Raw genomic sequence first — 18,939 nt, 5'->3', positions numbered from 1 at the left:
GCTCAGGCCTCCCTGCCGACACGCCAGCTGTCGGCGTAAATGCTGATGGCGGACGGATCGAAAGTGACGCGGGCATCCGTGGGGATGTCAGCATCCTCGTGCACGACGATCGCAATCGGTTGTCCGGCGAAGCGGGCGCGGACGATCTTCTGCCGACCGATGTCCTCGACCTTGGTGATGCTGACCGGCATGCCTTCCCGCCCGAGGCGGATGAATTCCGGGCGGATGCCGAGTTCGGTCTTGGAGCTGCCTGTAGTCTTCGGCGCGTAATCGAGCGCCAGCACCTCGTCTCCGACCTTGACGGCGCTGCCGTCAATCTGCGCCGGCATGACGTTCATACCCGGCGAACCGATGAAATAGCCGACGAAGGTGTGGCTCGGCCGCTCGAAAAGTTCGGCGGGCGTGCCGATCTGAACGATCTGGCCGTCATACATGACGACGACCTTCTCGGCGAAAGTCAGCGCCTCAGTCTGGTCATGGGTGACGTAGACCATGGTGAAGCCGAACTGCTTGTGCAGCCGTTTCAACTGCGAGCGCAGCACCCATTTCATGTGCGGATCGATAACGGTCAGCGGCTCGTCGAACAGGATGGCGTTGACGTCGTTGCGCACCAGGCCGCGGCCGAGCGAGATCTTCTGCTTCTGGTCCGCCGTCAGCCCTTGCGCCTTGCGCTTGGCCCAGCCGGCAAGATCTATCATCTCGAGAATGTCGCGGACACGCCGGTCGACATCGGCTTCCGCCACGCCGCGGTTGCGCAAGGGGAAGGCGAGATTGTCGTAAACGGTCATCGTGTCGTAGATGACCGGAAACTGGAAGACCTGGGCGATGTTGCGGCTCTGCGTCGACAGGTTCGTCACGTCCTTGCCGTCGAAGAGGATGCGGCCATGCGAGGGCTGCAGCAGACCCGAGATGATGTTCAGCAGCGTGGTCTTGCCGCAGCCGGAAGGACCGAGCAGCGCATAGGCGCCGCCGTCGTTCCACTCGTGGTCGACTTCCTTGAGCGAATAATCCTTCTCGGTCTGCGGATTGGCTCCGTAGGCGTGGCGGATATGGTCGAGCGTAATGCGTGCCATTGGACTCTCCTATGCCTTTGCGACTGCAGCGGCAGCGTGGCCGACCGTGGCGATGGCGCGGCCGTCGCCGCCGAAGGCCAAGAGGTGGCGCGTGTCGAGAAAAGCCTCGATCTCGACGTCCGGATCGATGTCGTGAATGCCATGCGCGAGCATCACCCAGCGCACGCCGTCATAGTCCAGGTGGACGAAGCTCTCAGAGCCGGTGATCTCCGACACCAGCGTGCGCGCCTGCAAACGGGCTGCGTCGTCCGTCTGCGGCTTGAAGCCGAGATGATGCGGGTGAAAAGCGACGGTCACCGGCCCGTCCGGCACGGCAGCCAGATGCGGGGGAACCGGAAGTGCGGCTCCGCCTGGCCGCGTAAAGACATTGCCGGATTTGGTGACGTCGAGCGTGTTCAGCGGCGGGTCGGCGAAGATGCCTGCGGTGGCGAGGTCGGCGGGCCGGCGGTAAACATCGATGGTCGGCCCGAACTGGGTTACCCGGCCTTCGTTCAATGTCGCCGTATTGCCGCCGAGCAGGAGCGCCTCGGACGGTTCGGTCGTCGCATAGACGAAGATCGCGCCGGATTGGGCAAAGATCTTCGGCAGTTCCTCACGCAGTTCTTCGCGCAGCTTGTAATCGAGGTTGGCGAGCGGCTCGTCCATCAGCACGAGGCTGGCATTCTTGACGAGTGCGCGTGCAAGCGCGGTGCGCTGCTGCTGGCCGCCGGACAGATTGAGCGGCGTGCGGTCGAGATAGGGCGTCAGCTTCAAAAGCTCGGCCGCCTTGCGCACCTCGCGGTCGATCGTGGCAGCATCCTTGCCCGAGATGCGCATCGGCGAGGCAATGTTCTCGTATACGGTCAGCGCCGGATAATTGATGAACTGCTGGTAGACCATGGCGACGTTGCGCTTCTGCACCGGCATGCCGGTGACATCGGCGCCGTCGAAATGGACGGAGCCGGCAGTCGGACGATCAAGCCCGGCCATCAGCCGCATCAGCGACGTCTTGCCCGACAGCGTCGGACCGAGCAGGACATTCAGCGTACCCCGCTCAAGGACCAGATCGGTCGGATAGATGTGATAGTCCGCGCCTACCATCTTGGCGGCGTTTCGCAGTTCCAGCATTCCGATTCCCGTGCCTCCACGCAGCGGGGACCACACGCCGCCTTATCCGGCCATCGCCGGTATGGCAGCCATGTACTCCTCCAGTGACTGAGCCTGTTCCTTCGAAAGGCGCAGACCATCCTTTGTTCTCCTCCACAGCACGTCTTCGGCGTGCCGGGCCCATTCATGCTCGACGAGATATTTGACCTCGGTCTCGTAAAGATCGCCGCCGAACAGCCGCCCGAGGTCCTCAAGGCCGCGAGCAGCGCCGAGCAGCGCCGCAGCCCGCGTGCCGTAGCGGCGCACCAGCCGGCGGGCGTGTGCATCGGCAAGAAACGGATAGCGCCGCTTCAAACCGGCGACCTCCGCCTCGTAGCCACGAACCGGGAAGTCGCCGCCGGGCAGATGGCTTTTGGCCGTCCAAGGAGCACCCTTGACACCGATCGCGGCGCCGATCTTCTCCAGCGCATGTTCGGAAAGCCGGCGATAGGTGGTGAGCTTGCCGCCGAAGACGTTGAGCAGCGGCGCAGCCCCGCCCTCGCCTTCCAGCTTCAGCACATAATCGCGGGTCGCCTCCTGCGCCTTCGAGGCGCCGTCGTCAAAAAGCGGCCTGACTGCCGAGTAGGTCCAGACGATGTCCTCAGGCCGAACCGGCTCCTTGAAATATTCCGAAGCCGCGTTGCAGAGGTAGACGGTCTCCTCCTCGGAGATCCGCACATCCTTGGGATCGGCGGTGTAGTCGCGGTCGGTGGTGCCGATCAGGGTGAAGTCGCCCTCATAGGGGATGGCGAAGATGATGCGATTGTCGGGATTTTGGAAGAAATAGGCACGAGGGTCGTCGAACTTCTTCCTGACGATAATATGGCTACCCTGAACGAGACGAACGTGGTGGGCCCCGTTCTGGCCGAAGGCGGAACGGATGACATGATCGACCCAGGGACCGGCGGCATTGATCAGCATGCGGGCCTGATGACTGTCATTGCGGCCAGTGACCGTATCGGTCGTGTCAATGTGCCAGAGACCATTCTCCCGTCGCGCCGACACCACTTTGGTGCGCGGCATGATCGTCGCCCCTTTGTCGGCAGCGTCGCGGGCGTTCAACACGACCATGCGGGCATCATCGACCCAGCCGTCGGAATATTCGAATGCTCTCGTGAACAGCGCCTTCAGCGGCTTGCCGGCCGGATCCCTGCGCATGTCGAGCACCGACGTCGCCGGCAGTAGCTTGCGGCCGCCGAGATGATCGTAAAGGAAGAGGCCGAGCCGGATCAGCCAGGCGGGGCGAATGCCGCCCTTATGATAAGGCAATACGAAGCGCAGCGGCCAGATGATGTGCGGCGCCATCGCCCAGAGGATCTCGCGCTCCATCAGCGATTCACGCACCAGGCGGAATTCATAATGCTCGAGATAACGCAGGCCGCCATGGATCAGCTTGGTGGCTCCGGACGAGGTGCCGGAGGCGAAATCGTTCATCTCCGCCAGCGCGACGGAATAGCCGCGCCCGACGGCGTCGCGCGCAATGCCGCAGCCGTTGATGCCGCCGCCGATGACGAATATGTCGTGTATCTCCCGGCCCAATTGCCCCTCCGAGCCCACTGCTGATTTCGCATCGCACAAAATCTGCGCGATTGCGAAAGTGATAACAGTTAAAACGAAAGGAATGTGAATGTCAAACGAATGTTTGTTCCATTCGCATGACCTAACGCGATCTGCTGTTCGTTTCGATCAGCTTCACATTGTTTTCGAGGCAGAGATTGCGGATCGACGGCACCGGACACTGGTCGGTGATGAAGGTATGGACCTGGGAAAGCTGGCCGATCCGAACCGGCGCGGTGCGTTCGAATTTCGTCGAATCGGCAACCAGAATAACGTGGCGGGCATTGGCAATAATCGCCTGAGCGACCTTCACTTCGCGAAAATCATAATCGAGGAGCGCGCCGTCGATATCGATCGCCGATGCGCCGATGACGGCGTAATCGACCTTGAACTGGCGGATGAAATCGACCGCCGCTTCGCCGACGATGCCGCCGTCCGAGCCACGCACGACGCCGCCGGCAATCACCACCTCGATAGCCGGAAAGAGACGCAACCTGTTGGCGACGTTGATATTATTGGTGATGACCATCAGCTCGTGGTGATTGGCGAGCGCCTCACCCACCGCTTCGGTCGTCGTGCCGATGTTGATGAAAAGCGAGGCTCCGCTCGGGATCAGCTCGACCGCCGCCATACCGATTGCCTGCTTCTCGGAAGCGGCGATCTGCCGCCGCGCCTCATATTTGACGTTCTCCGTCCCGCTCGGGAATGTCGCACCGCCATGGATGCGTGTCAGCACCTGGGCATCGCAGAGATCGTTCAGATCCTTGCGGATTGTTTGCGGCGTCACCGAAAAACGGGAGGCAAGCTCCTCGACCAGAACCCTGCCGCTCGATTTCGCAATTGACACGATTTCAGTTTGTCGGTCGGTCAAGAACATCGGCGCCCCTTTCGATCTGCTTTCGTTTTTAAAGAAAGCGAACGGCGGCGCAATGCCTATTTGTCAGCGAGCCGACTTCGTCACCTTAATATGGCGGCAGTGCGATGCACCTATCGTTTCCGCATCACGTTGACGACGAGCACGCCGAGGATCGCCATGACGCCGCCGGCAGCACCCAGTGCCGTCGGCGCCTCGCCCAGCCAGACGAACCCGATCAGCGTTGCGACCGGCGGGACGCCGTAGAGGAAATTCGAGGCGCGCGCGGCCGTCAGCCGCTTCAACGCGATGGCCCAGGTGAGATAACCGATCGCAGTCGGGAAGATGACAAGATAGGCAACGCCCCAATTGACCTCTGCCGGCGCCGCGGCCAGCGCGCTGATCGTCGATGGGACGGCCGGAAACAGCGGAACGGAGCCGATCAGCAGGATCCAGGCGGTGACGGCAAGCGCCGGCAGGCGAGCGAGCAGCGGTTTCTGCAACACGCTGGCGATCGCCGAGCAGAGCGCTGCACCGAGGATCAGCACAGCGTTCGGATCGAGCTTGAAGCCGCCGTCGGAGCCGACGGCGATCAGCGCCACGCCGCCGAAGGAAACCGCGGTGCCAACCCAGCCCCAGAGGCCAAAGCGCTCGCCGAGCACGAATGTGGCAATCAGGGCGGTGAAGACCGGCATGGTATTGATGATGAAGCTCGCCGGTCCCGCCGCCACGGTCTGCTCGCCGGTGTTCAGGAGAACCGCATAGGCGGCGATGAAGAGCACGGCAGCGACCGACAGGCGGAGGAAATCCCGCTTTTCCGGCATCGGCCGGTAGATGGCTAGGTAGACAAGGGCGAGGACGCCTGCCGCCACATAACGGGCCGTTGCCAGTTCGATCGGCGTCAGCGGTCCGAGACAGATACGGATCACCACGAAGGAAGAGGCCCAGAAGAGGATGGTGACGACAATCGCGGCAAAGGCGATCAGGTCGAAGCCGCCTTGCTGTTTGGCCGAAACCGGTGCGCTTGCCGCCATGCTCATTTTCGCCTCCATCTGTGCGTGCGACAACGAATTAGGCTTTCGATGCATGCTTGAAAAGCACCGCAATCGATGATCAAATGTGCACATGGTTCACAGCTCGCCAGTGCTCCCACCGCTCGATACGCTCGAGACCTTTGCTCGCGCCGCCCGGCTCGGATCGTTTTCGGCCGCGGCCGAGGAAAGCGGAATCACCCATGGCGCCGTATCGCGGCAGGTCTCGCGGCTCGAGCGCTGGATGGGTGTGCGGCTCTTCGCGCGTGAGGCTCGCGGTGTGCGCCTCACCCCGGAGGGCATGCGGTTTCGCCCGTGCCGAGGAAGCCCTTTCCCTGCTCGGCAACACCGGCGAGCGCTGGCTGCCACGGCCGACCAAGGCGGTGGTGCGCCTTTCCGTTACTCCGTCCGTCGCCTCTCTATGGTTGTTTCCGCGCCTGGCAAAGCTCGAAGGAAATGGGCTGCATGTCGAATTGACGCTCGAACACCGCCTGGCGGATTTCGGTGAGGGCACGGACCTTGCCATCCGCTGCGGCAAGGGACCATGGGCGGGCGTGCGCGCCCTGCCGCTCTGGCAGGAGAAATCTTTTCCGATCGCCTCACCGGCGATGGCAGCACGACTCGGGCAACGCTCGGATGCGCTTTCGCTGCTCGATCTGCCGATCCTTCACGACTCCAATATCGAGGGCTGGCGTCGCTGGCTTGCGCGTGAGGGCGTCGACTATACGCCGCGTGGCCAGGACCGACGCTTCGAGGATTACAATCTGGTGGTCGATGCCTGCGCGCAAGGGCTCGGCATTGCGCTTGCACGGCCGCCGCTGTCGGATGCCGCGCTTGCCGCCGGGCGCGTCGTCGCAGTGTCACAGCGCACCCTCGATTCCCATGTCGCTTTTCACCTGATCCGGCCGGACGATGCATTGAGAAGCCCTGCAATCGAATTCGCCGGCCGCTTCCTGCGCGAAGCCGGCCATGACGAGGCGACGATCAACGCCTTTATCGCACCCGGCAGGGCGAAAGGGTAAATGGACGACGCCGCCGCGCACATTCCTCAGCCGTCTGTAGGCGCTTCGGCTACGCGGCTCACTCCCCGGGGAACTTTAGGCGCATTTCCTTCGCCAGCTCGAAGCCAGCGCTGCGATAGACTGGCTCCCCCGCATCCGAGGCGTGGATGACAGCGGTCGTGCAGCCGATGGATTTCAGATAATCAACGGCCCTGTTCGTCAGCGCCAAAGCGATGCCGCGCCGGCGGAAGGCCTCCGCGACATAGACGCACCAGACGTAACCGTGCAACCGCTGCTCCGGCCGAATGACTTCCGGAAACGGCGATTGGTGCAGCTGGCAAGATACGGAACCGGCGATTTCATCGTCCACAATGGCGAAGAACGAGGCGAGGCGTCGCTCCTCGCGACCGCTTCTCAAAAACGACAATATCCGCACCCCCGCGTCCGGCCTGTAATGTTCGGGCGGCGTGCCATAGCTGTCCCAGATTTTCAGGTAGTGCCCGACCAGGATCTCATCCTCGTCGGGCATTGCAATTCGGATATCCATTGCTTCGCCGCCAGCGCAAAGCCAAGCCAATAAGCTCGTGACGCCCCCGCCGCGTCGCGGCGGGGGGCGACAAAACCCGTCAATCCGCCGGGGTCAAGGTCATCGATGCGCTGCCGGCCGCAACATTCAGGCCAAGCTGGCCGGTCAGGCTAACCGTCTGCAGATGGATTGAACCGGAGGTGCCACCGACTAGTAGGTTGGCGCCGACGCCGGCACCAACCGTCGCCTCTGCGCTGGCACCGACATAAAGTCCGGCGAGCGACCCGCGATGATAACCAGCCGTCGGCGCAAACACCGCCCAGATCAGGCGACTGCGCGTGGTGAAGCCGAGATCGATGCCAAGCTTTCGAATTTCGCCGGTGTAGTGATCGAAAAGCTCATTGCCGACAATTGACTGAAAGACGCAATCGGCTTCCTTGGACGAGCCGAGCACATAACCCGTGCCGCCGCCGATATCGCAAGTGAGATAACCGATTTTCACGCCGTTGCGCAGGTCCGGCTCTTCATAGGTTCTGGCGACGGGGTCGGCGGCATTGGCCGCCACCGCGCCGACAAACGTCAACGATACCGCGGCAAACGCCGTCGCAAGAGTTTTTTTCATAAGTCTCTCCTTCTCAAATCGTGACGGGAACACCCGGCTGGCGGCACCGGATATCGGAGGGGACCGCAAAGCAATCCCGGACGGCGCCGTTTTCGTGTCGCGTCTCAAAGCGCGTGGGAAGGCGCAAGCGACAGCCTCACGGTTCAGCCCCATTGGGACATTTCGAAGGCATATGCGACCAGCATGCGGTCTTTCACGATCTTGTTAGGAATGGTTGCACGAAAAGCACATTCGCTCGAAGCGAGTTTCCGCCGACCGCTGCGGGACTCAAGAAAAACAAAACCCGGCGATAATTATCACCGGGCTTTATACTTGACCCATCTTCACTATACTCTGCGCATGAAGCGCATCACAAGCGAGACGACGAACAACACCAGGAAAATGAAGAACAGAACCTGGGCAATGGAAGCTGAAGCCCCTGCGATGCCGCCAAATCCGAGGACGCCGGCAATCAAGGCCACAACGAGAAACACCAGAGCGTAGTAAAGCATCGCAATCTCCTTTTACGTTGCTGCGGAGATAACGGCGACCGCCCTGTTTGGTTCCCTCACTCTCACGGCCTGCGGCTGGACCGTCGCTTTGTTCAACCGAAATGAAAGACGCCGCTGTACATCCGGTCGCCTTCAGTCGGTTCGGGAGGTTCGGCCGCATCGAGATAAGTCTTGAGCGGCCCGGTCAGCACGAACCAGACACTTGCCCCCAGCATGAAACAGGCGCCCACCGGATCATCGATGCGGGCGATGAATGGAAGGCAGGCGGATGAAAACAGCACGATGATTCGCACCGACCATTCCGCTTCCCGTTTGGCGACGGCGCGCGCCCGCGACGACTTGTATTCCCGGGCGCCATAGGCGCTTCCCCCTGCCTTGACCGCCGAAAGCAATTTTTTGGCTGAAGGCAGGGCCAGCATGATCAGCGCGGCAATGCTGAGCGCGAAAGGCTTGCCCGTCATAACCTGTCCGCTGGCAATCAGGAGAAAGGATAGCACGACAAGATTCCACGTCGGCTCCAGCAGCTCCGGCGACTGCCGTGTACGAATGTGCCACTGCCGCAGCAAGCCTGCCGCGCCGTTCAATAACGGCTGATCGATATGACGATTGATCCAGTCCATGCTGATGTGCCCGCCCCGATTGTTTGAAGAAGGCCCGAACACCACGGAAATGGGTCATCATCGTGGCAGAACGCCGGCAATGTCGGCCGGCGCTGTTCTTCGCTCACATGAACGGCCCTCACAGCCGGCGGAAAAATAGCCGTTCAGCTCCGAAGTCCGGGCGCCTCGTGGCCGGTACGCGCCACATATTCCGTATAGCCGCCACCATATTGATGGACGCCCTCCGGCGTCAGCTCCAGCACGCGGTTGGAAAGCGCAGCCAGGAAATGCCGGTCGTGGGAGACGAACAGCATGGTACCCTCATATTGCGAGAGCGCCTTGATCAGCATTTCCTTGGTGTCGAGGTCGAGATGGTTGGTCGGTTCGTCAAGCACGAGCAGGTTCGGCGGGTCGAACAGCATCATCGCCATGACCAATCGGGCCTTCTCCCCGCCCGACAGCACCCGGCACCTTTTTTCGACATCGTCGCCGGAAAAGCCGAAACATCCGGCGAGCGCCCGCAAAGGCCCCTGCCCTGCCTGGGGAAACCGATCTTCCAGCGATTGGAAGATCGTGCGCTCGCCATCGAGGATATCCATGGCGTGCTGGGCGAAATAGCCTAACTTGACGCTGGCACCGAGAGCGACACTGCCTTCGTCGGGCGTCGTGGTGCCCGTCACCAGCTTCAGCAATGTCGATTTGCCGGCGCCGTTGATGCCCATGATGCACCAGCGTTCTCGCCGCCGCACCATGAAATCCAGCCCCTCATAGATGCTTCGGGTGCCATATTTCTTGTGGACGTTCTTCAAGCTGATCACGTCCTCGCCGGAGCGCGGCGCTGGCTGGAATTCGAACGCGACCGACTGGCGGCGCTTGGGTGGTTCCACCCGGTCGATCTTCTCCAGCTTCTTCACGCGGCTCTGCACCTGCGAAGCATGCGAAGCGCGCGCCTTGAACCGCTCGATGAACTTGATTTCCTTGGCGAGCATCGCCTGCTGGCGCTCGAACTGGGCCTGCTGCTGCTTTTCGTTCTGCGCCCGCTGCTGCTCGTAAAATTCATAATCGCCGGAATAGGAGGTCAGCGAGCCGGCATCGATCTCGAGGATCTTGTTGACGATGCGGTTCATGAACTCGCGGTCATGCGAGGTCATCAGCAGCGCACCCTCATAGCCCTTCAGGAACTCTTCGAGCCATATCAGGCTTTCGAGATCGAGATGGTTGCTCGGTTCGTCGAGCAGCATGACATCGGGGCGCATCAGCAGGATGCGGGCAAGAGCTACACGCATCTTCCAGCCGCCCGACAGCGCGCCGACATCGCCGTCCATCATCTCCTGGCTGAAGCTCAGGCCCGCAAGCACTTCGCGGGCGCGGCCGTCGAGCGCATAACCGTCCAGCTCCTCGTAACGCGCTTGCACCTCGCCGTAGCGCTCGATGATCTCCTCCATGTCGCCGGCCCTCTCGGGATCGACCATGGCAGCCTCCAACTCCCGCAGCTCGGCGGCAACGACGCTGACCGGCCCGGCGCCGTTCATCACCTCGGCGACGGCACTGTGCCCCGCCATTTCGCCGACGTCCTGGTTGAAATAGCCGATGGTCACGCCCTTCTCGCAGGAGACCTGGCCCTCGTCGGGCTGCTCTTCGCCGTTGATCATCCGGAAGATCGTCGTCTTGCCGGCGCCGTTCGGGCCGACGAGGCCGATCTTCTCGCCTTTGTTGAGAGCTGCCGAAGCCTCGATAAAGAGGATGCGGTGGCTGAGCTGCTTGCTGATATTTTCGATACGAATCATGATGTGCTGCGGGGCCGGAAAAAAGTTACGGCGCCCTTACCACGCGGCGAAACGGCGGGATAGGTCCGTTCCCCTACCCTCTCGATCTCGAAGGCCGCATTGGATAATGTTGTTGGCCTACGCCGATCAAGGAATCCGTACCCATGAGCGTTCGTCCGCCACAATCCTTCAGACAATCCCAGCAGGATAAAAACGGCTTCAACGTCCTCGAATACGAGTTGATGTCGGAACGCGCCGATGCGCTCGGACGTCACGGACTGAAGGTGGAGGCGGCACTCACCGCGCTGAAAGCCTGGACCGGCGAGCATCGAAGCGCAGAGGCACGCGAGAGGCTTGTCAATGACGCCTCCGACGCCGTCTGGGCATTCTTCATTCAGCGGGAGATTTGCGGCTTGCGCAACAACCGCGACGCCATCCAGCGCTACGGCATCCCGAACGAAGTGATCGCCAGACTGGGCGCAATACGGAAATAACGGCTGACGTACGTCTTCCACCCACAGATAGAAACCGCGGTGCAGGCAGCTATGCTTGTACCGAACCAGCGTGAAAGGAATTGCCATGCCAAGCACAATCCGGATCGGCAATGGGGATATCACCGTCGACGTCTCTTCCCTCGGCGCAGAAATGCAGGCGCTGACCACCAATGACGGGCGCTCCTGGTTGTGGACGGGCGACGCGGCGTTTTGGGCAGGGCGCTCGCCGATCCTGTTTCCGATCGTCGGCAAGGCGCCGGACGACAAGCTCGCGATCGGCGGCACGGTCTATCCGATGGCGCAGCACGGGTTTGCCCGGCGCAGCGAATTTGCCCTTACAGCCTCCACGGCAACGAGCTGCCGGCACGAGCTTGCCGCGTCGGCGGCCACCCGGGCGGTCTATCCGTTCGACTTTCTGTTGGCCGTGGAACATGCGGTCGAGGGCCACGCCTTAACCGTCACCGCCGAGGTCAGCAACCGCGATCAGCAGGCGATGCCGTTCGGATTGGGCTTCCATCCGGCCTTCGCCTGGCCGCTGCCGGATGCCTCCGGGCGCGCCCACACCGTCACGCTCGACAATGAGGGTGAGCCTGAGCTTGTGCGGCTGGAGGGCGGCCTCATCAATCCAGCGCCGTTGCCCTCGCCCTTCGTCAAAGGCCGGCTGGAGCTGGATCATGCGATGTTCGAGCAGGACGCGATGATCTTCCCCGAAGGTGCGGGAGAAGGGCTGCGCTACGGCGCCGAGGGCGGACCAGCCTTGCAGTTCCATTTCGAAAACCTGCCCAATCTTGCGCTGTGGACCAAGCCGGCCGCACCCTTCCTCTGCGTCGAACCCTGGCACGGGACGGCTGCGCAAGCCGGAGCTTCGAGCGAACTGTCGCAGCGACCCTCGACCACCATGCTGGCGCCCGGTGCCATGGCGCGCTTCGCCTTCACGGTCGAGGTCGCGCAATAGGCTTTCACAGCGAAGCCCTCCTTCGCGCGGGCCGCAAAGGAGGGCTTTTCTTCAGGACGATCTTCCGGCGGCGCCCCAACCGTCTTCAATGAGCGCCGGCACCTGCGCCGGCCCGGGGCTTCTTCGTGAAAAGCAGGGCGATCGCCGCCAGTGCCAATACCATGCCGATCACGGCAAAGGTGTCGCTGAAGCCCATGATGAGGGCCTGGCGCTTGACGGTCTGGCCAAGCGCGACGATTGCCTTCTGCGATGCAACGGCCGGATCGGAGACGCCGTGCTGGATGAAGTAGCCTGACAATTTGGCCAGGCGATCGCGAACTTCGTCACGGGTCAGCGTAATCGACTGGCCGATGATATTCGAATGGAACTGCTCGCGCTTCGTCAGGATCGTGCCGAGCGAGGCCGTGCCGACCGCGCCACCGAGATTGCGCAGCATGTTGGTGAGACCCGAGGCAGCGGCTGCATCGGCGGGCGCGATGCCGGCGGTAGTGATGGCGGTGATCGGCGTCAGCACCAGGGCCTGGCCGACGGCGCGCACGATATTCGGGATCCAGAACTGGTCGCCGGCATTGTCGGCCGAGAGCATGATGTTCATGAAGCAGCTGATCGCGAAGATCGAGATGCCGAGGAAGCCGATATAGCGGGCGTCGAACCGCTTCATGAGAACGGGCACCAATGGAATGAGCAGCAGCTGCGGCAGGCCGGTCCAGGCGAGCACGTTGCCGATCTGCTCGGCATTGTAACGCTGCACCTGGCCGAGATATTGCGGCAGGATGTAGACGGTGCCGAAGAGTGCGACGCCGACGAGCACATTGACCAGCACGCCGATGCCGAAATTGCGCTGAGTGAGCAGCCGCAGCTTGACCAGCGGCTTCTTGACCGTCAGCTCGATCCAGATGAAGGCGGCAAGGAAGGCGAAGGCGACGATGCTGAGCTTGACGATGAAGGGCGAGGAGAACCAGTCATCCTTGTTGCCTTCTTCCAGCACGGTCTGCAGTGCCGAAAGGCCGATCGCCATGGTGAGGATGCCGGCCCAGTCGCCTTCCTTCAGGAGGTGCAGCTGCATCGGCTGTTTTTCCAGCGTCAGGGCAAGAGCGGCCGCCATGATGAGGCTCGGGATCGTGTTGATGAAGAAGATCGTCTGCCAGCCGTAATTCTCCGTCAGGTAGCCGCCGATCGTCGGACCGATCGCCGGGGCGAAAGTGACCGACAGCGCGAAGATGGCAAGACCAAGCGGCTGCTGGCTCTTCGGCAGCTTGGTCAGCACCATGGTGAAGGCCATGGGGATCAGCACGCCGCCGGCAAAGCCCTGCAGGCCGCGAAGCAGGATCATCGTGCCGAGATCAAGGGCGAAGGCACAAGCCATCGAAAAGAGCGGGAAAAGGATGGAGTTGACGAGGATATAGCGGCGGAACGAGAAGACGTTGCTGAAATAGGCCGTCAGCGGAATGACCACGATTTCGCCGATCAGGTAGGAGGTGGAGATCCAGGCGCCGTTGTCGACGCCCGTGCCGATGCCGCCCTCGATGTCGAGGAGGGAGGCGTTGGTGATCTGGATGTTGAGGATCGCCATGAAGGCGCCGATCATGCCGGCGAGGACGGCGATCCATTCCCTGGTGCCGGCGCCCGGATGCGATATCGGGACGGCTGTTGCTGCGATGGTGGACATGACACGATCTCCTGATCCCCTCGCCTAGCTGCGGTCGGCATCGGCCTTAGTGTCGATGCTCAGTTGGACGGACATGCCGGGACGCAGGTCGCCATTGGCGGCCTCGCCGTCAAGCACGATCTTGACCGGAATGCGCTGAACGACCTTGGTGAAGTTACCGGTCGCGTTGTCGGGCGGCAGCAGCGCGAATTCCTGCCCGCTTGCCGGAGCAAGGCTCTCGACATGGCCGCGATAGATGCGGCCAGGAAATGTATCGACCTCGATATCGACTGGCTGGCCGGCGCGGACGTCGGTCAGCTGGGTTTCCTTGTAATTGGCGATGACATAGGCCGCCGCCGTCGGCACGACCGACATGAGCTGGGTGCCGGCCTGGACATATTGACCGGCACGCAGTGTCCGGTTGCCGACAGTGCCGTCGACGGGCGCGGTGATGGTCGCGTAGGAGAGATTGAGTTCGGCCTGGCGCTGAACGGCCTGGCTGCGGGCAAGCGCAGCTTTTGCCTGGACGAGCTCGGCGGTCAGCAGATCGACCTGCTTGACGGCGGCGTCGAGCGCTGCGCTGTCGCGCACCATGGTCGCCTGCGCGGCAGCAATCTGCGAAGCGGCCTGCTGCGCCGTCTGCACAGGGGCATAACCGCTGGTGGCAAGGTTGGAATAACGTTTGTTGTTCTGTTCGGCGAAAGTCTCGTTGGCGCGGTCAACATCGACGGTTGCGCGAGCAGCGGCGATCGTCGATTGCTGAATGTCGAGCGAAGCCTGCTTGGCGCTGACGGTAGCCTCTGCGGCAGCGACGTCAGCCCGGGCCTGATCGAGAGCGGCCTTGAAATCGCGCTCGTCGATGCGGGCAAGCGGCTGGCCAGCCCTGACCGTCTCGTTGTCCATAACGAGAACCTCGGCGATATAGCCGGAGACCTTGGGAGCGATGGTGCTGGTGTCGGCCTTCACATAGGCATCGTCTGTCGAGACATGGAAGCGGCCGACCGTCCAGTAATCATGACCGTAATAGGCGCCGGCGCCGATCAGCATCAGGGCAGTGGCGCCCAAAAGCAGGGAACGGCCGCGCTTACGGACGGTTTTTTCTCCTGAAGCGGGAGCGGATGGCTCCGCGAGATGATGTGGCGTGCCGGCATCGAGGCTTGCCGGTATGGCCTCGTCGACGGTTTCGGTGACAGCGTTGTTGTTATGGGCATGCAGCGTCCTGATGGTCATGTCCTTCTCCTGATGACGGTCGCCGTCTTTTGGGCTGCGGCCTCTAAATGCGATTTCGGAAACTTGCTGTTTTCCAAAATATGCTCTATAAAGGGGATGTCAATCAGAATTTGGAAAATAACGATGGTCCAAAATCACGAAATCGAGAAGAGGCCGCGAGGACGGCCGCAGGTTCGCTGCGACGAGGATACGAGAAGCGTGATCATCGAGGCGGCCAACCGGCAGTTCCACGACAATGGCTACGCCGCCGCCAGCATAGCCGCGATCGCCCAAGACGCGGGTGTTTCCACCAAGACGCTCTACCGGCTGTTTCCGACGAAAGCAGATCTGTTTTCCGCAATGATCATCGAGCGGACAGGACATTTTCTCACGGCGCTTGACCCGAGCACGCTGGCCGCAGCGGATCTCCGAGAGGGGCTCGAGCGCATGCTGCTGGCCTACGGAACGCTGGCGCTGTCGCTGGACACGATCACCGTGACCCGGCTCGTCATCAGTGAGTCCGACCGTTTTCCCGAGATCGCCAGTGCCTTCTATGAAAAAGCGATCGTCAGAACCAACACGTTGATGGAGGATTGGCTTCGCAAGCAGATCGACTGTGGTCTTATTGCGCTTGACGATCCGCACGCTGCCTGCGGGATGCTGCGCGGCATGATGATCATGGAGCCGCAGCGAGCTGCGATGCTGCGTCAGCAACAGCCGCCGCCGACCGAAGAAATAGCAGCAAGAGCAAAGATGTGCACCGATCTTTTTTTGAAGGGCTGTGCGCTCTGAAGCCTTGCCGGGGCTCAGAGCGCAACGATTTCTACCGCCGGGCAGCGCCGCAATGCGCAGAAGTTCTCAATTCGGCGGAGCGCCCAGCGCATGCAGGATGCCGCGAAGCTCGGCGAGCCCGCGCATGCGGCCGATGGCCGGGTAACCGGGCGTGACTGTTTTGTCGAGATCGTCGAGCATGCGATGGCCATGGTCCGAGCGGAAGACGATGGTGTCTTGAGCGCCGCGGCGGCGGTCTTCCGAGACAAGTTCCCTGAGCACCGCAACCATGTCGACATCGCCCTCCAGATGCGCACTTTCATGGAATGTTCGGCCATCGCCCTCTCGCGTCGTCGCGCGCAGATGGGCGAAATAGATCCGTGAGGCGAAACGGCGGGCGATCGCCGGCAGATCGTTATCGGCGCGCACGCCAAGGCTGCCGGTGCAATAGCACATGCCGTTCGCCTTCGACGGCACCGCATCGAAGAGAGCAGCGTAATCATCGGCCGTCGAGGCGATGCGCGGCAGGCCGAACAGCGACCGCGGCGGATCGTCGGGATGCAGCGTCAGCTTGACGCCGCGTGCTTCGGCGGCCGGCGTCACCGCTTCCAAGAATTCGATCAGGTGCCGGCGCAGCCTTGCCGCATCGATGCCGCTATAGGCGACAAGCTTTTCCCGGAAGGCCGGAATGGTCAGAGGTTCGGTGGTCGAACCCGGCAGAGCCGATGTGATGATGCGGGTGATCTCGGCGATCTCCTCCTGCGACATCGCCTCGAAGACGATGCGCGCCCGTTCGCGATCGGCATCGGAATAATCTCGTGCCGCATCCGGCCGTTCCAAAATGAAAAGATCGAAGGCCGCGAAACGCTCATGATCAAAGCGCATTGCGGTGGCCCCGGTCGGCGTCACGAAATCGAGTTCGGTGCGGGTCCAGTCCACTACGGGCATAAAATTATAGCAGACGATCGGAATGCCGCAGGCGGCGACCGCTTCGAGGCTGGCGATCCACGCCTCGATTTCGGCCTTCGCCTCCCCGCCCCGTCGCTTGACGGCATCGGGGATCGGAATGCTTTCGACGACCGACCAGACCAGCGGCGAGCGATCGGCTGGCGTCGTCTCGATCAGGGACTGGCGCTCGCGCACTTCCCTTTCCGTCCAGGCCCTGCCGATCGGCACCTGATGCAGCGACGAGACGATGTTGGTCGCCCCGGTCTGACGGACATCATCGAGCGTCACCGGCGCTTCCGGCCCGAACCATCTCCAACCCTGCCGCATCCTTGTTCCTTTCCTCGCCTTTTCGTTTCGTAGTGATCCTGCCGTCAGCAGAAATAATCGGGGTAACGCGAGCGCAGCTCGTCGACATCGGGAATGACGGCGCTCAAGTGATGGATCATCGCATCGCGTGCAGCCGCAGCATCATGGGCGGCGAGCGCGTCGCGAATGACGATGTGTTCGCAGACAACGTTGTCCATGCGCCCAAGCGCTGGCAGCGCCAGCCGCCGCGCCCGGTCGATCTGCACCTTGACCGTCTTCAGAAGCGCCCAGATGCCGGGATAACCTGCTATCTCAGCGATCGCCTCATGAAAGGCCTCGTCCTCCTCGTGAAAGTTCGAGGCGTTGCCGACCACGGCAAGCGAGCGCTGCCGGGAGATGATGGCGTCAAGATGAGCAATATCGGCAGCACTGGCGGTTTCAGCCGCAGTCTCGACGGTCGTACCTTCGAGCGCTTTGCGCACGACCACCGCCTCGGGGATCGAGGCGACAGGTACTCGCGACACGACCGTGCCCGACTGCGGATAGATGTCGACCAGCCCGCCTTCGGAGAGCCTCAGCAATGCCTCGCGCACCGGCGTGCGGCTCACCCCGAAATCCTCGGCGATCCGCTTTTCCTGCAGCAACAGGCCAGGCGGCATCCTGAGCGAGACGATGTCGGCATAGAGACGTTCGTAGATCGCACCGGCCGTGGTGACGCGTCGCAACCTCGGACCGACTTCCTGGGAAATCGAAACCGCAGGCGCTTGGGCTTCGGAGGACTGCCGCATAATCAAAACCGGTAATCGTGTTCTGGCATACTAGTATATCAGCTGAACCACCCTGCCAAGACCTGCAGAGGAATTGGATCACATTTGAAGGTTCGCGGTCGTTTCACCCCGCGTTTCGATGCTGTCGAGACTGTTGGTTGGAACTTAGATCAGCCGAATTGGTTGAAATCCAATCAAGGAGGCGCCGATGAAGAACCCGGTACGACGCACGAAAAATGAAGTTACGACCGACGACACACGGCTGAAGGAATCCTCCCTCACCGGCGCGCGGAAAGGGAAGATGGCGCGGCAAGCCACACACGAAACCGGCCCGGCGGTGCTCCGCGAGGAGGAAATCCGGAAAAGAGCACATGCGCTGTGGGAGAAGGAAGGCAGGCCGGAGGGCAGGCATCGGGATCACTGGATCCGCGCCGAGCATGAGATCGATGCGCAATATGGCGAGGCCGACAATCCTCCCAAGCTGGAAGCGTTGCGAGAGGCCGCACGCGAACATAGCGATGCTTTCCTGGTCAAGACGGATCTCGAAGACGCGGACCAACGCGAAGCCTCGCCCGGCACACGCGAGCAAGATTAAATTGCAGTCTTGAGCCAATGCAGGAAAGGTGTTCCGATATGGTTGATAAAAAAGACTTGGACGCCGGATTTACCGGCACACCCATCGAGCCGCCGGAAGGACTGGCCAAGGTTGCCCAATCGGCGGCTAGCGGAGTGAAACGTGAGGTCTATGCAGTCACGGCCGGGGCTAGAAACCACCCGCACACCGCAAGCGCATTGCTCACTATTGGTATTCTCGCATTCGGGTTCGGCTATCTCCTCGGCCGGTCATCGGTGGAAAGCGCGCCGCGTCCATATTGGCGATAGCTCCAGGTACCAAAAGTGGCTGCGCGACTGGCGCGTCGCTGTCCTATAACGGCCGGCCACTTCGGTTGGAATGGCGAGAGATTCAGATCCTGTACCTGCGGGTGTTCCCTGATAGCGGAAATGCGCCGCCAGATGACAAAGCTTCTCAATAGGTTCGCACCTCAAACGTGTTTTCTGTTCGGAACAGCTTTGCTGTTGCAGCCGGTTGCGACCGTCGTCGAGCAAGAGCAACGAGCATTCGAATCTGCTGTTGCCAGAATACGACAGTGAAAAAAGCGCAGGTTCCTCCTGCCTTCACGGCTTGACAGCGGTGAC

Annotated in this window: 19 protein-coding genes and 1 pseudogene; 6 read left to right on the top strand and 14 right to left on the bottom strand. The window is 61.8% G+C overall.

The window, feature by feature from the left end; all coding sequences use genetic code 11:
* Positions 1–2: 2 nt before the first annotated feature.
* The 5 genes from GGD53_RS09710 to GGD53_RS09690 all read right to left on the bottom strand — a co-directional run bounded on the left by GGD53_RS09710 (position 3) and on the right by GGD53_RS09690 (position 5,660).
* Positions 3–1,073 carry an ABC transporter ATP-binding protein gene (locus GGD53_RS09710; RefSeq protein WP_184455320.1) on the bottom strand — a complete coding sequence of 357 codons (1,071 nt, stop codon included), beginning with the start codon at positions 1,071–1,073 and terminating at the stop codon, positions 3–5.
* Between the two features lie 9 nt (positions 1,074–1,082).
* Positions 1,083–2,180 carry an ABC transporter ATP-binding protein gene (locus tag GGD53_RS09705; protein ID WP_184455318.1) on the bottom strand — a complete coding sequence of 366 codons (1,098 nt, stop codon included), beginning with the start codon at positions 2,178–2,180 and terminating at the stop codon, positions 1,083–1,085.
* Between the two features lie 42 nt (positions 2,181–2,222).
* On the bottom strand, positions 2,223–3,737 hold the full coding sequence (gene glpD / locus GGD53_RS09700; protein WP_184455316.1) for a glycerol-3-phosphate dehydrogenase: 1,515 nt from the start codon (positions 3,735–3,737) through the stop codon (positions 2,223–2,225).
* Between the two features lie 121 nt (positions 3,738–3,858).
* A complete protein-coding gene (locus tag GGD53_RS09695) occupies positions 3,859–4,632 on the bottom strand; it encodes a DeoR/GlpR family DNA-binding transcription regulator (RefSeq protein ID WP_184455314.1) in 774 nt (257 codons plus the stop codon).
* A 110-nt stretch (positions 4,633–4,742) separates the two neighbouring features.
* Positions 4,743–5,660, bottom strand: coding sequence for a DMT family transporter (locus GGD53_RS09690; RefSeq protein ID WP_184455687.1), 918 nt, complete (start codon positions 5,658–5,660; stop codon positions 4,743–4,745).
* Between the two features lie 73 nt (positions 5,661–5,733).
* On the opposite strand from GGD53_RS09690, the pseudogene GGD53_RS09685 reads away from it, so the two are divergent.
* Positions 5,734–6,661, top strand: a pseudogene (locus tag GGD53_RS09685) (LysR substrate-binding domain-containing protein).
* A gap of 58 nt (positions 6,662–6,719) precedes the next feature.
* Here the strand turns inward: GGD53_RS09685 and GGD53_RS09680 are convergent.
* The 5 genes from GGD53_RS09680 to GGD53_RS09660 form a co-directional block, all read right to left on the bottom strand.
* Positions 6,720–7,187 carry a GNAT family N-acetyltransferase gene (locus GGD53_RS09680; protein WP_184455312.1) on the bottom strand — a complete coding sequence of 156 codons (468 nt, stop codon included), beginning with the start codon at positions 7,185–7,187 and terminating at the stop codon, positions 6,720–6,722.
* A gap of 79 nt (positions 7,188–7,266) precedes the next feature.
* Positions 7,267–7,788: a DUF992 domain-containing protein gene (locus GGD53_RS09675; RefSeq protein WP_184455310.1), complete on the bottom strand. Its 522-nt coding sequence runs from the start codon at positions 7,786–7,788 to the stop codon at positions 7,267–7,269.
* Positions 7,789–8,114: 326 nt separating this feature from the next.
* Complete coding sequence (locus GGD53_RS09670) at positions 8,115–8,279, bottom strand: DUF1328 domain-containing protein (protein WP_003571841.1); 165 nt, start codon at positions 8,277–8,279, stop codon at positions 8,115–8,117.
* A gap of 92 nt (positions 8,280–8,371) precedes the next feature.
* On the bottom strand, positions 8,372–8,944 hold the full coding sequence (locus tag GGD53_RS09665; RefSeq protein ID WP_348647408.1) for a hypothetical protein: 573 nt from the start codon (positions 8,942–8,944) through the stop codon (positions 8,372–8,374).
* Positions 8,945–9,042: 98 nt separating this feature from the next.
* Entirely contained in the window at positions 9,043–10,665 is a 1,623-nt protein-coding gene (locus GGD53_RS09660) for an ABC-F family ATP-binding cassette domain-containing protein (protein WP_184455308.1), read from the bottom strand.
* Between the two features lie 143 nt (positions 10,666–10,808).
* Between GGD53_RS09660 and GGD53_RS09655 the strand changes: the two genes are divergently transcribed.
* A complete protein-coding gene (locus GGD53_RS09655; protein ID WP_184455306.1) occupies positions 10,809–11,138 on the top strand; it encodes a DUF6665 family protein in 330 nt (109 codons plus the stop codon).
* A gap of 85 nt (positions 11,139–11,223) precedes the next feature.
* Positions 11,224–12,093 (top strand): aldose 1-epimerase family protein, encoded by an 870-nt coding sequence (locus tag GGD53_RS09650; protein ID WP_184455304.1) that lies wholly within the window; start codon positions 11,224–11,226, stop codon positions 12,091–12,093.
* 85 nt (positions 12,094–12,178) lie between these two features.
* Here the strand turns inward: GGD53_RS09650 and GGD53_RS09645 are convergent, their stop codons facing one another.
* Both GGD53_RS09645 and GGD53_RS09640 read right to left on the bottom strand, forming a co-directional pair.
* Entirely contained in the window at positions 12,179–13,762 is a 1,584-nt protein-coding gene (locus tag GGD53_RS09645; protein ID WP_184455302.1) for a DHA2 family efflux MFS transporter permease subunit, read from the bottom strand.
* 24 nt (positions 13,763–13,786) lie between these two features.
* Positions 13,787–14,971 (bottom strand): HlyD family secretion protein, encoded by a 1,185-nt coding sequence (locus GGD53_RS09640; protein WP_184455300.1) that lies wholly within the window; start codon positions 14,969–14,971, stop codon positions 13,787–13,789.
* A gap of 123 nt (positions 14,972–15,094) precedes the next feature.
* Between GGD53_RS09640 and GGD53_RS09635 the strand changes: the two genes are divergently transcribed.
* Positions 15,095–15,742: a TetR/AcrR family transcriptional regulator gene (locus GGD53_RS09635; RefSeq protein WP_184455685.1), complete on the top strand. Its 648-nt coding sequence runs from the start codon at positions 15,095–15,097 to the stop codon at positions 15,740–15,742.
* Positions 15,743–15,808: 66 nt separating this feature from the next.
* On the opposite strand, the gene uxuA is transcribed toward GGD53_RS09635, so the two are convergent.
* Together uxuA and GGD53_RS09625 are read right to left on the bottom strand one after the other, a co-directional pair.
* Positions 15,809–16,996, bottom strand: coding sequence for a mannonate dehydratase (uxuA, locus tag GGD53_RS09630; RefSeq protein ID WP_184455298.1), 1,188 nt, complete (start codon positions 16,994–16,996; stop codon positions 15,809–15,811).
* 44 nt (positions 16,997–17,040) lie between these two features.
* A complete protein-coding gene (locus tag GGD53_RS09625) occupies positions 17,041–17,763 on the bottom strand; it encodes a GntR family transcriptional regulator (RefSeq protein WP_184455296.1) in 723 nt (240 codons plus the stop codon).
* 187 nt (positions 17,764–17,950) lie between these two features.
* On the opposite strand from GGD53_RS09625, the gene GGD53_RS09620 reads away from it, so the two are divergent.
* Both GGD53_RS09620 and GGD53_RS09615 read left to right on the top strand, forming a co-directional pair.
* Complete coding sequence (locus GGD53_RS09620) at positions 17,951–18,337, top strand: DUF2934 domain-containing protein (protein ID WP_184455294.1); 387 nt, start codon at positions 17,951–17,953, stop codon at positions 18,335–18,337.
* Positions 18,338–18,375: 38 nt separating this feature from the next.
* A complete protein-coding gene (locus GGD53_RS09615; protein ID WP_184455292.1) occupies positions 18,376–18,624 on the top strand; it encodes a hypothetical protein in 249 nt (82 codons plus the stop codon).
* Positions 18,625–18,939: the final 315 nt, after the last annotated feature.

It is taken from the genome of Rhizobium aethiopicum, assembly GCF_014197535.1.
GTDB lineage: Bacteria > Pseudomonadota > Alphaproteobacteria > Rhizobiales > Rhizobiaceae > Rhizobium > Rhizobium aethiopicum_A.
Note: the sequence above shows the minus strand (reverse complement) of the source record. Positions and strands in the feature narration are given on the sequence as shown.

Coding starts and splice junctions, on each gene's coding strand:
- GGD53_RS09635 (WP_184455685.1), top strand. CDS start 15,095: ATGGTCCAAAATCACGAAATCGAGAAGAGGCCGCGAGGACGGCCGCAG.
- GGD53_RS09675 (WP_184455310.1), bottom strand. CDS start 7,788: ATGAAAAAAACTCTTGCGACGGCGTTTGCCGCGGTATCGTTGACGTTT.
- GGD53_RS09640 (WP_184455300.1), bottom strand. CDS start 14,971: ATGACCATCAGGACGCTGCATGCCCATAACAACAACGCTGTCACCGAA.
- GGD53_RS09670 (WP_003571841.1), bottom strand. CDS start 8,279: ATGCTTTACTACGCTCTGGTGTTTCTCGTTGTGGCCTTGATTGCCGGC.
- GGD53_RS09655 (WP_184455306.1), top strand. CDS start 10,809: ATGAGCGTTCGTCCGCCACAATCCTTCAGACAATCCCAGCAGGATAAA.
- GGD53_RS09695 (WP_184455314.1), bottom strand. CDS start 4,632: ATGTTCTTGACCGACCGACAAACTGAAATCGTGTCAATTGCGAAATCG.
- GGD53_RS09645 (WP_184455302.1), bottom strand. CDS start 13,762: ATGTCCACCATCGCAGCAACAGCCGTCCCGATATCGCATCCGGGCGCC.
- GGD53_RS09660 (WP_184455308.1), bottom strand. CDS start 10,665: ATGATTCGTATCGAAAATATCAGCAAGCAGCTCAGCCACCGCATCCTC.
- GGD53_RS09705 (WP_184455318.1), bottom strand. CDS start 2,180: ATGCTGGAACTGCGAAACGCCGCCAAGATGGTAGGCGCGGACTATCAC.
- GGD53_RS09615 (WP_184455292.1), top strand. CDS start 18,376: ATGGTTGATAAAAAAGACTTGGACGCCGGATTTACCGGCACACCCATC.
- uxuA (WP_184455298.1), bottom strand. CDS start 16,996: ATGCGGCAGGGTTGGAGATGGTTCGGGCCGGAAGCGCCGGTGACGCTC.
- GGD53_RS09625 (WP_184455296.1), bottom strand. CDS start 17,763: ATGCGGCAGTCCTCCGAAGCCCAAGCGCCTGCGGTTTCGATTTCCCAG.
- GGD53_RS09680 (WP_184455312.1), bottom strand. CDS start 7,187: ATGGATATCCGAATTGCAATGCCCGACGAGGATGAGATCCTGGTCGGG.
- GGD53_RS09710 (WP_184455320.1), bottom strand. CDS start 1,073: ATGGCACGCATTACGCTCGACCATATCCGCCACGCCTACGGAGCCAAT.
- GGD53_RS09690 (WP_184455687.1), bottom strand. CDS start 5,660: ATGGAGGCGAAAATGAGCATGGCGGCAAGCGCACCGGTTTCGGCCAAA.
- GGD53_RS09650 (WP_184455304.1), top strand. CDS start 11,224: ATGCCAAGCACAATCCGGATCGGCAATGGGGATATCACCGTCGACGTC.
- GGD53_RS09620 (WP_184455294.1), top strand. CDS start 17,951: ATGAAGAACCCGGTACGACGCACGAAAAATGAAGTTACGACCGACGAC.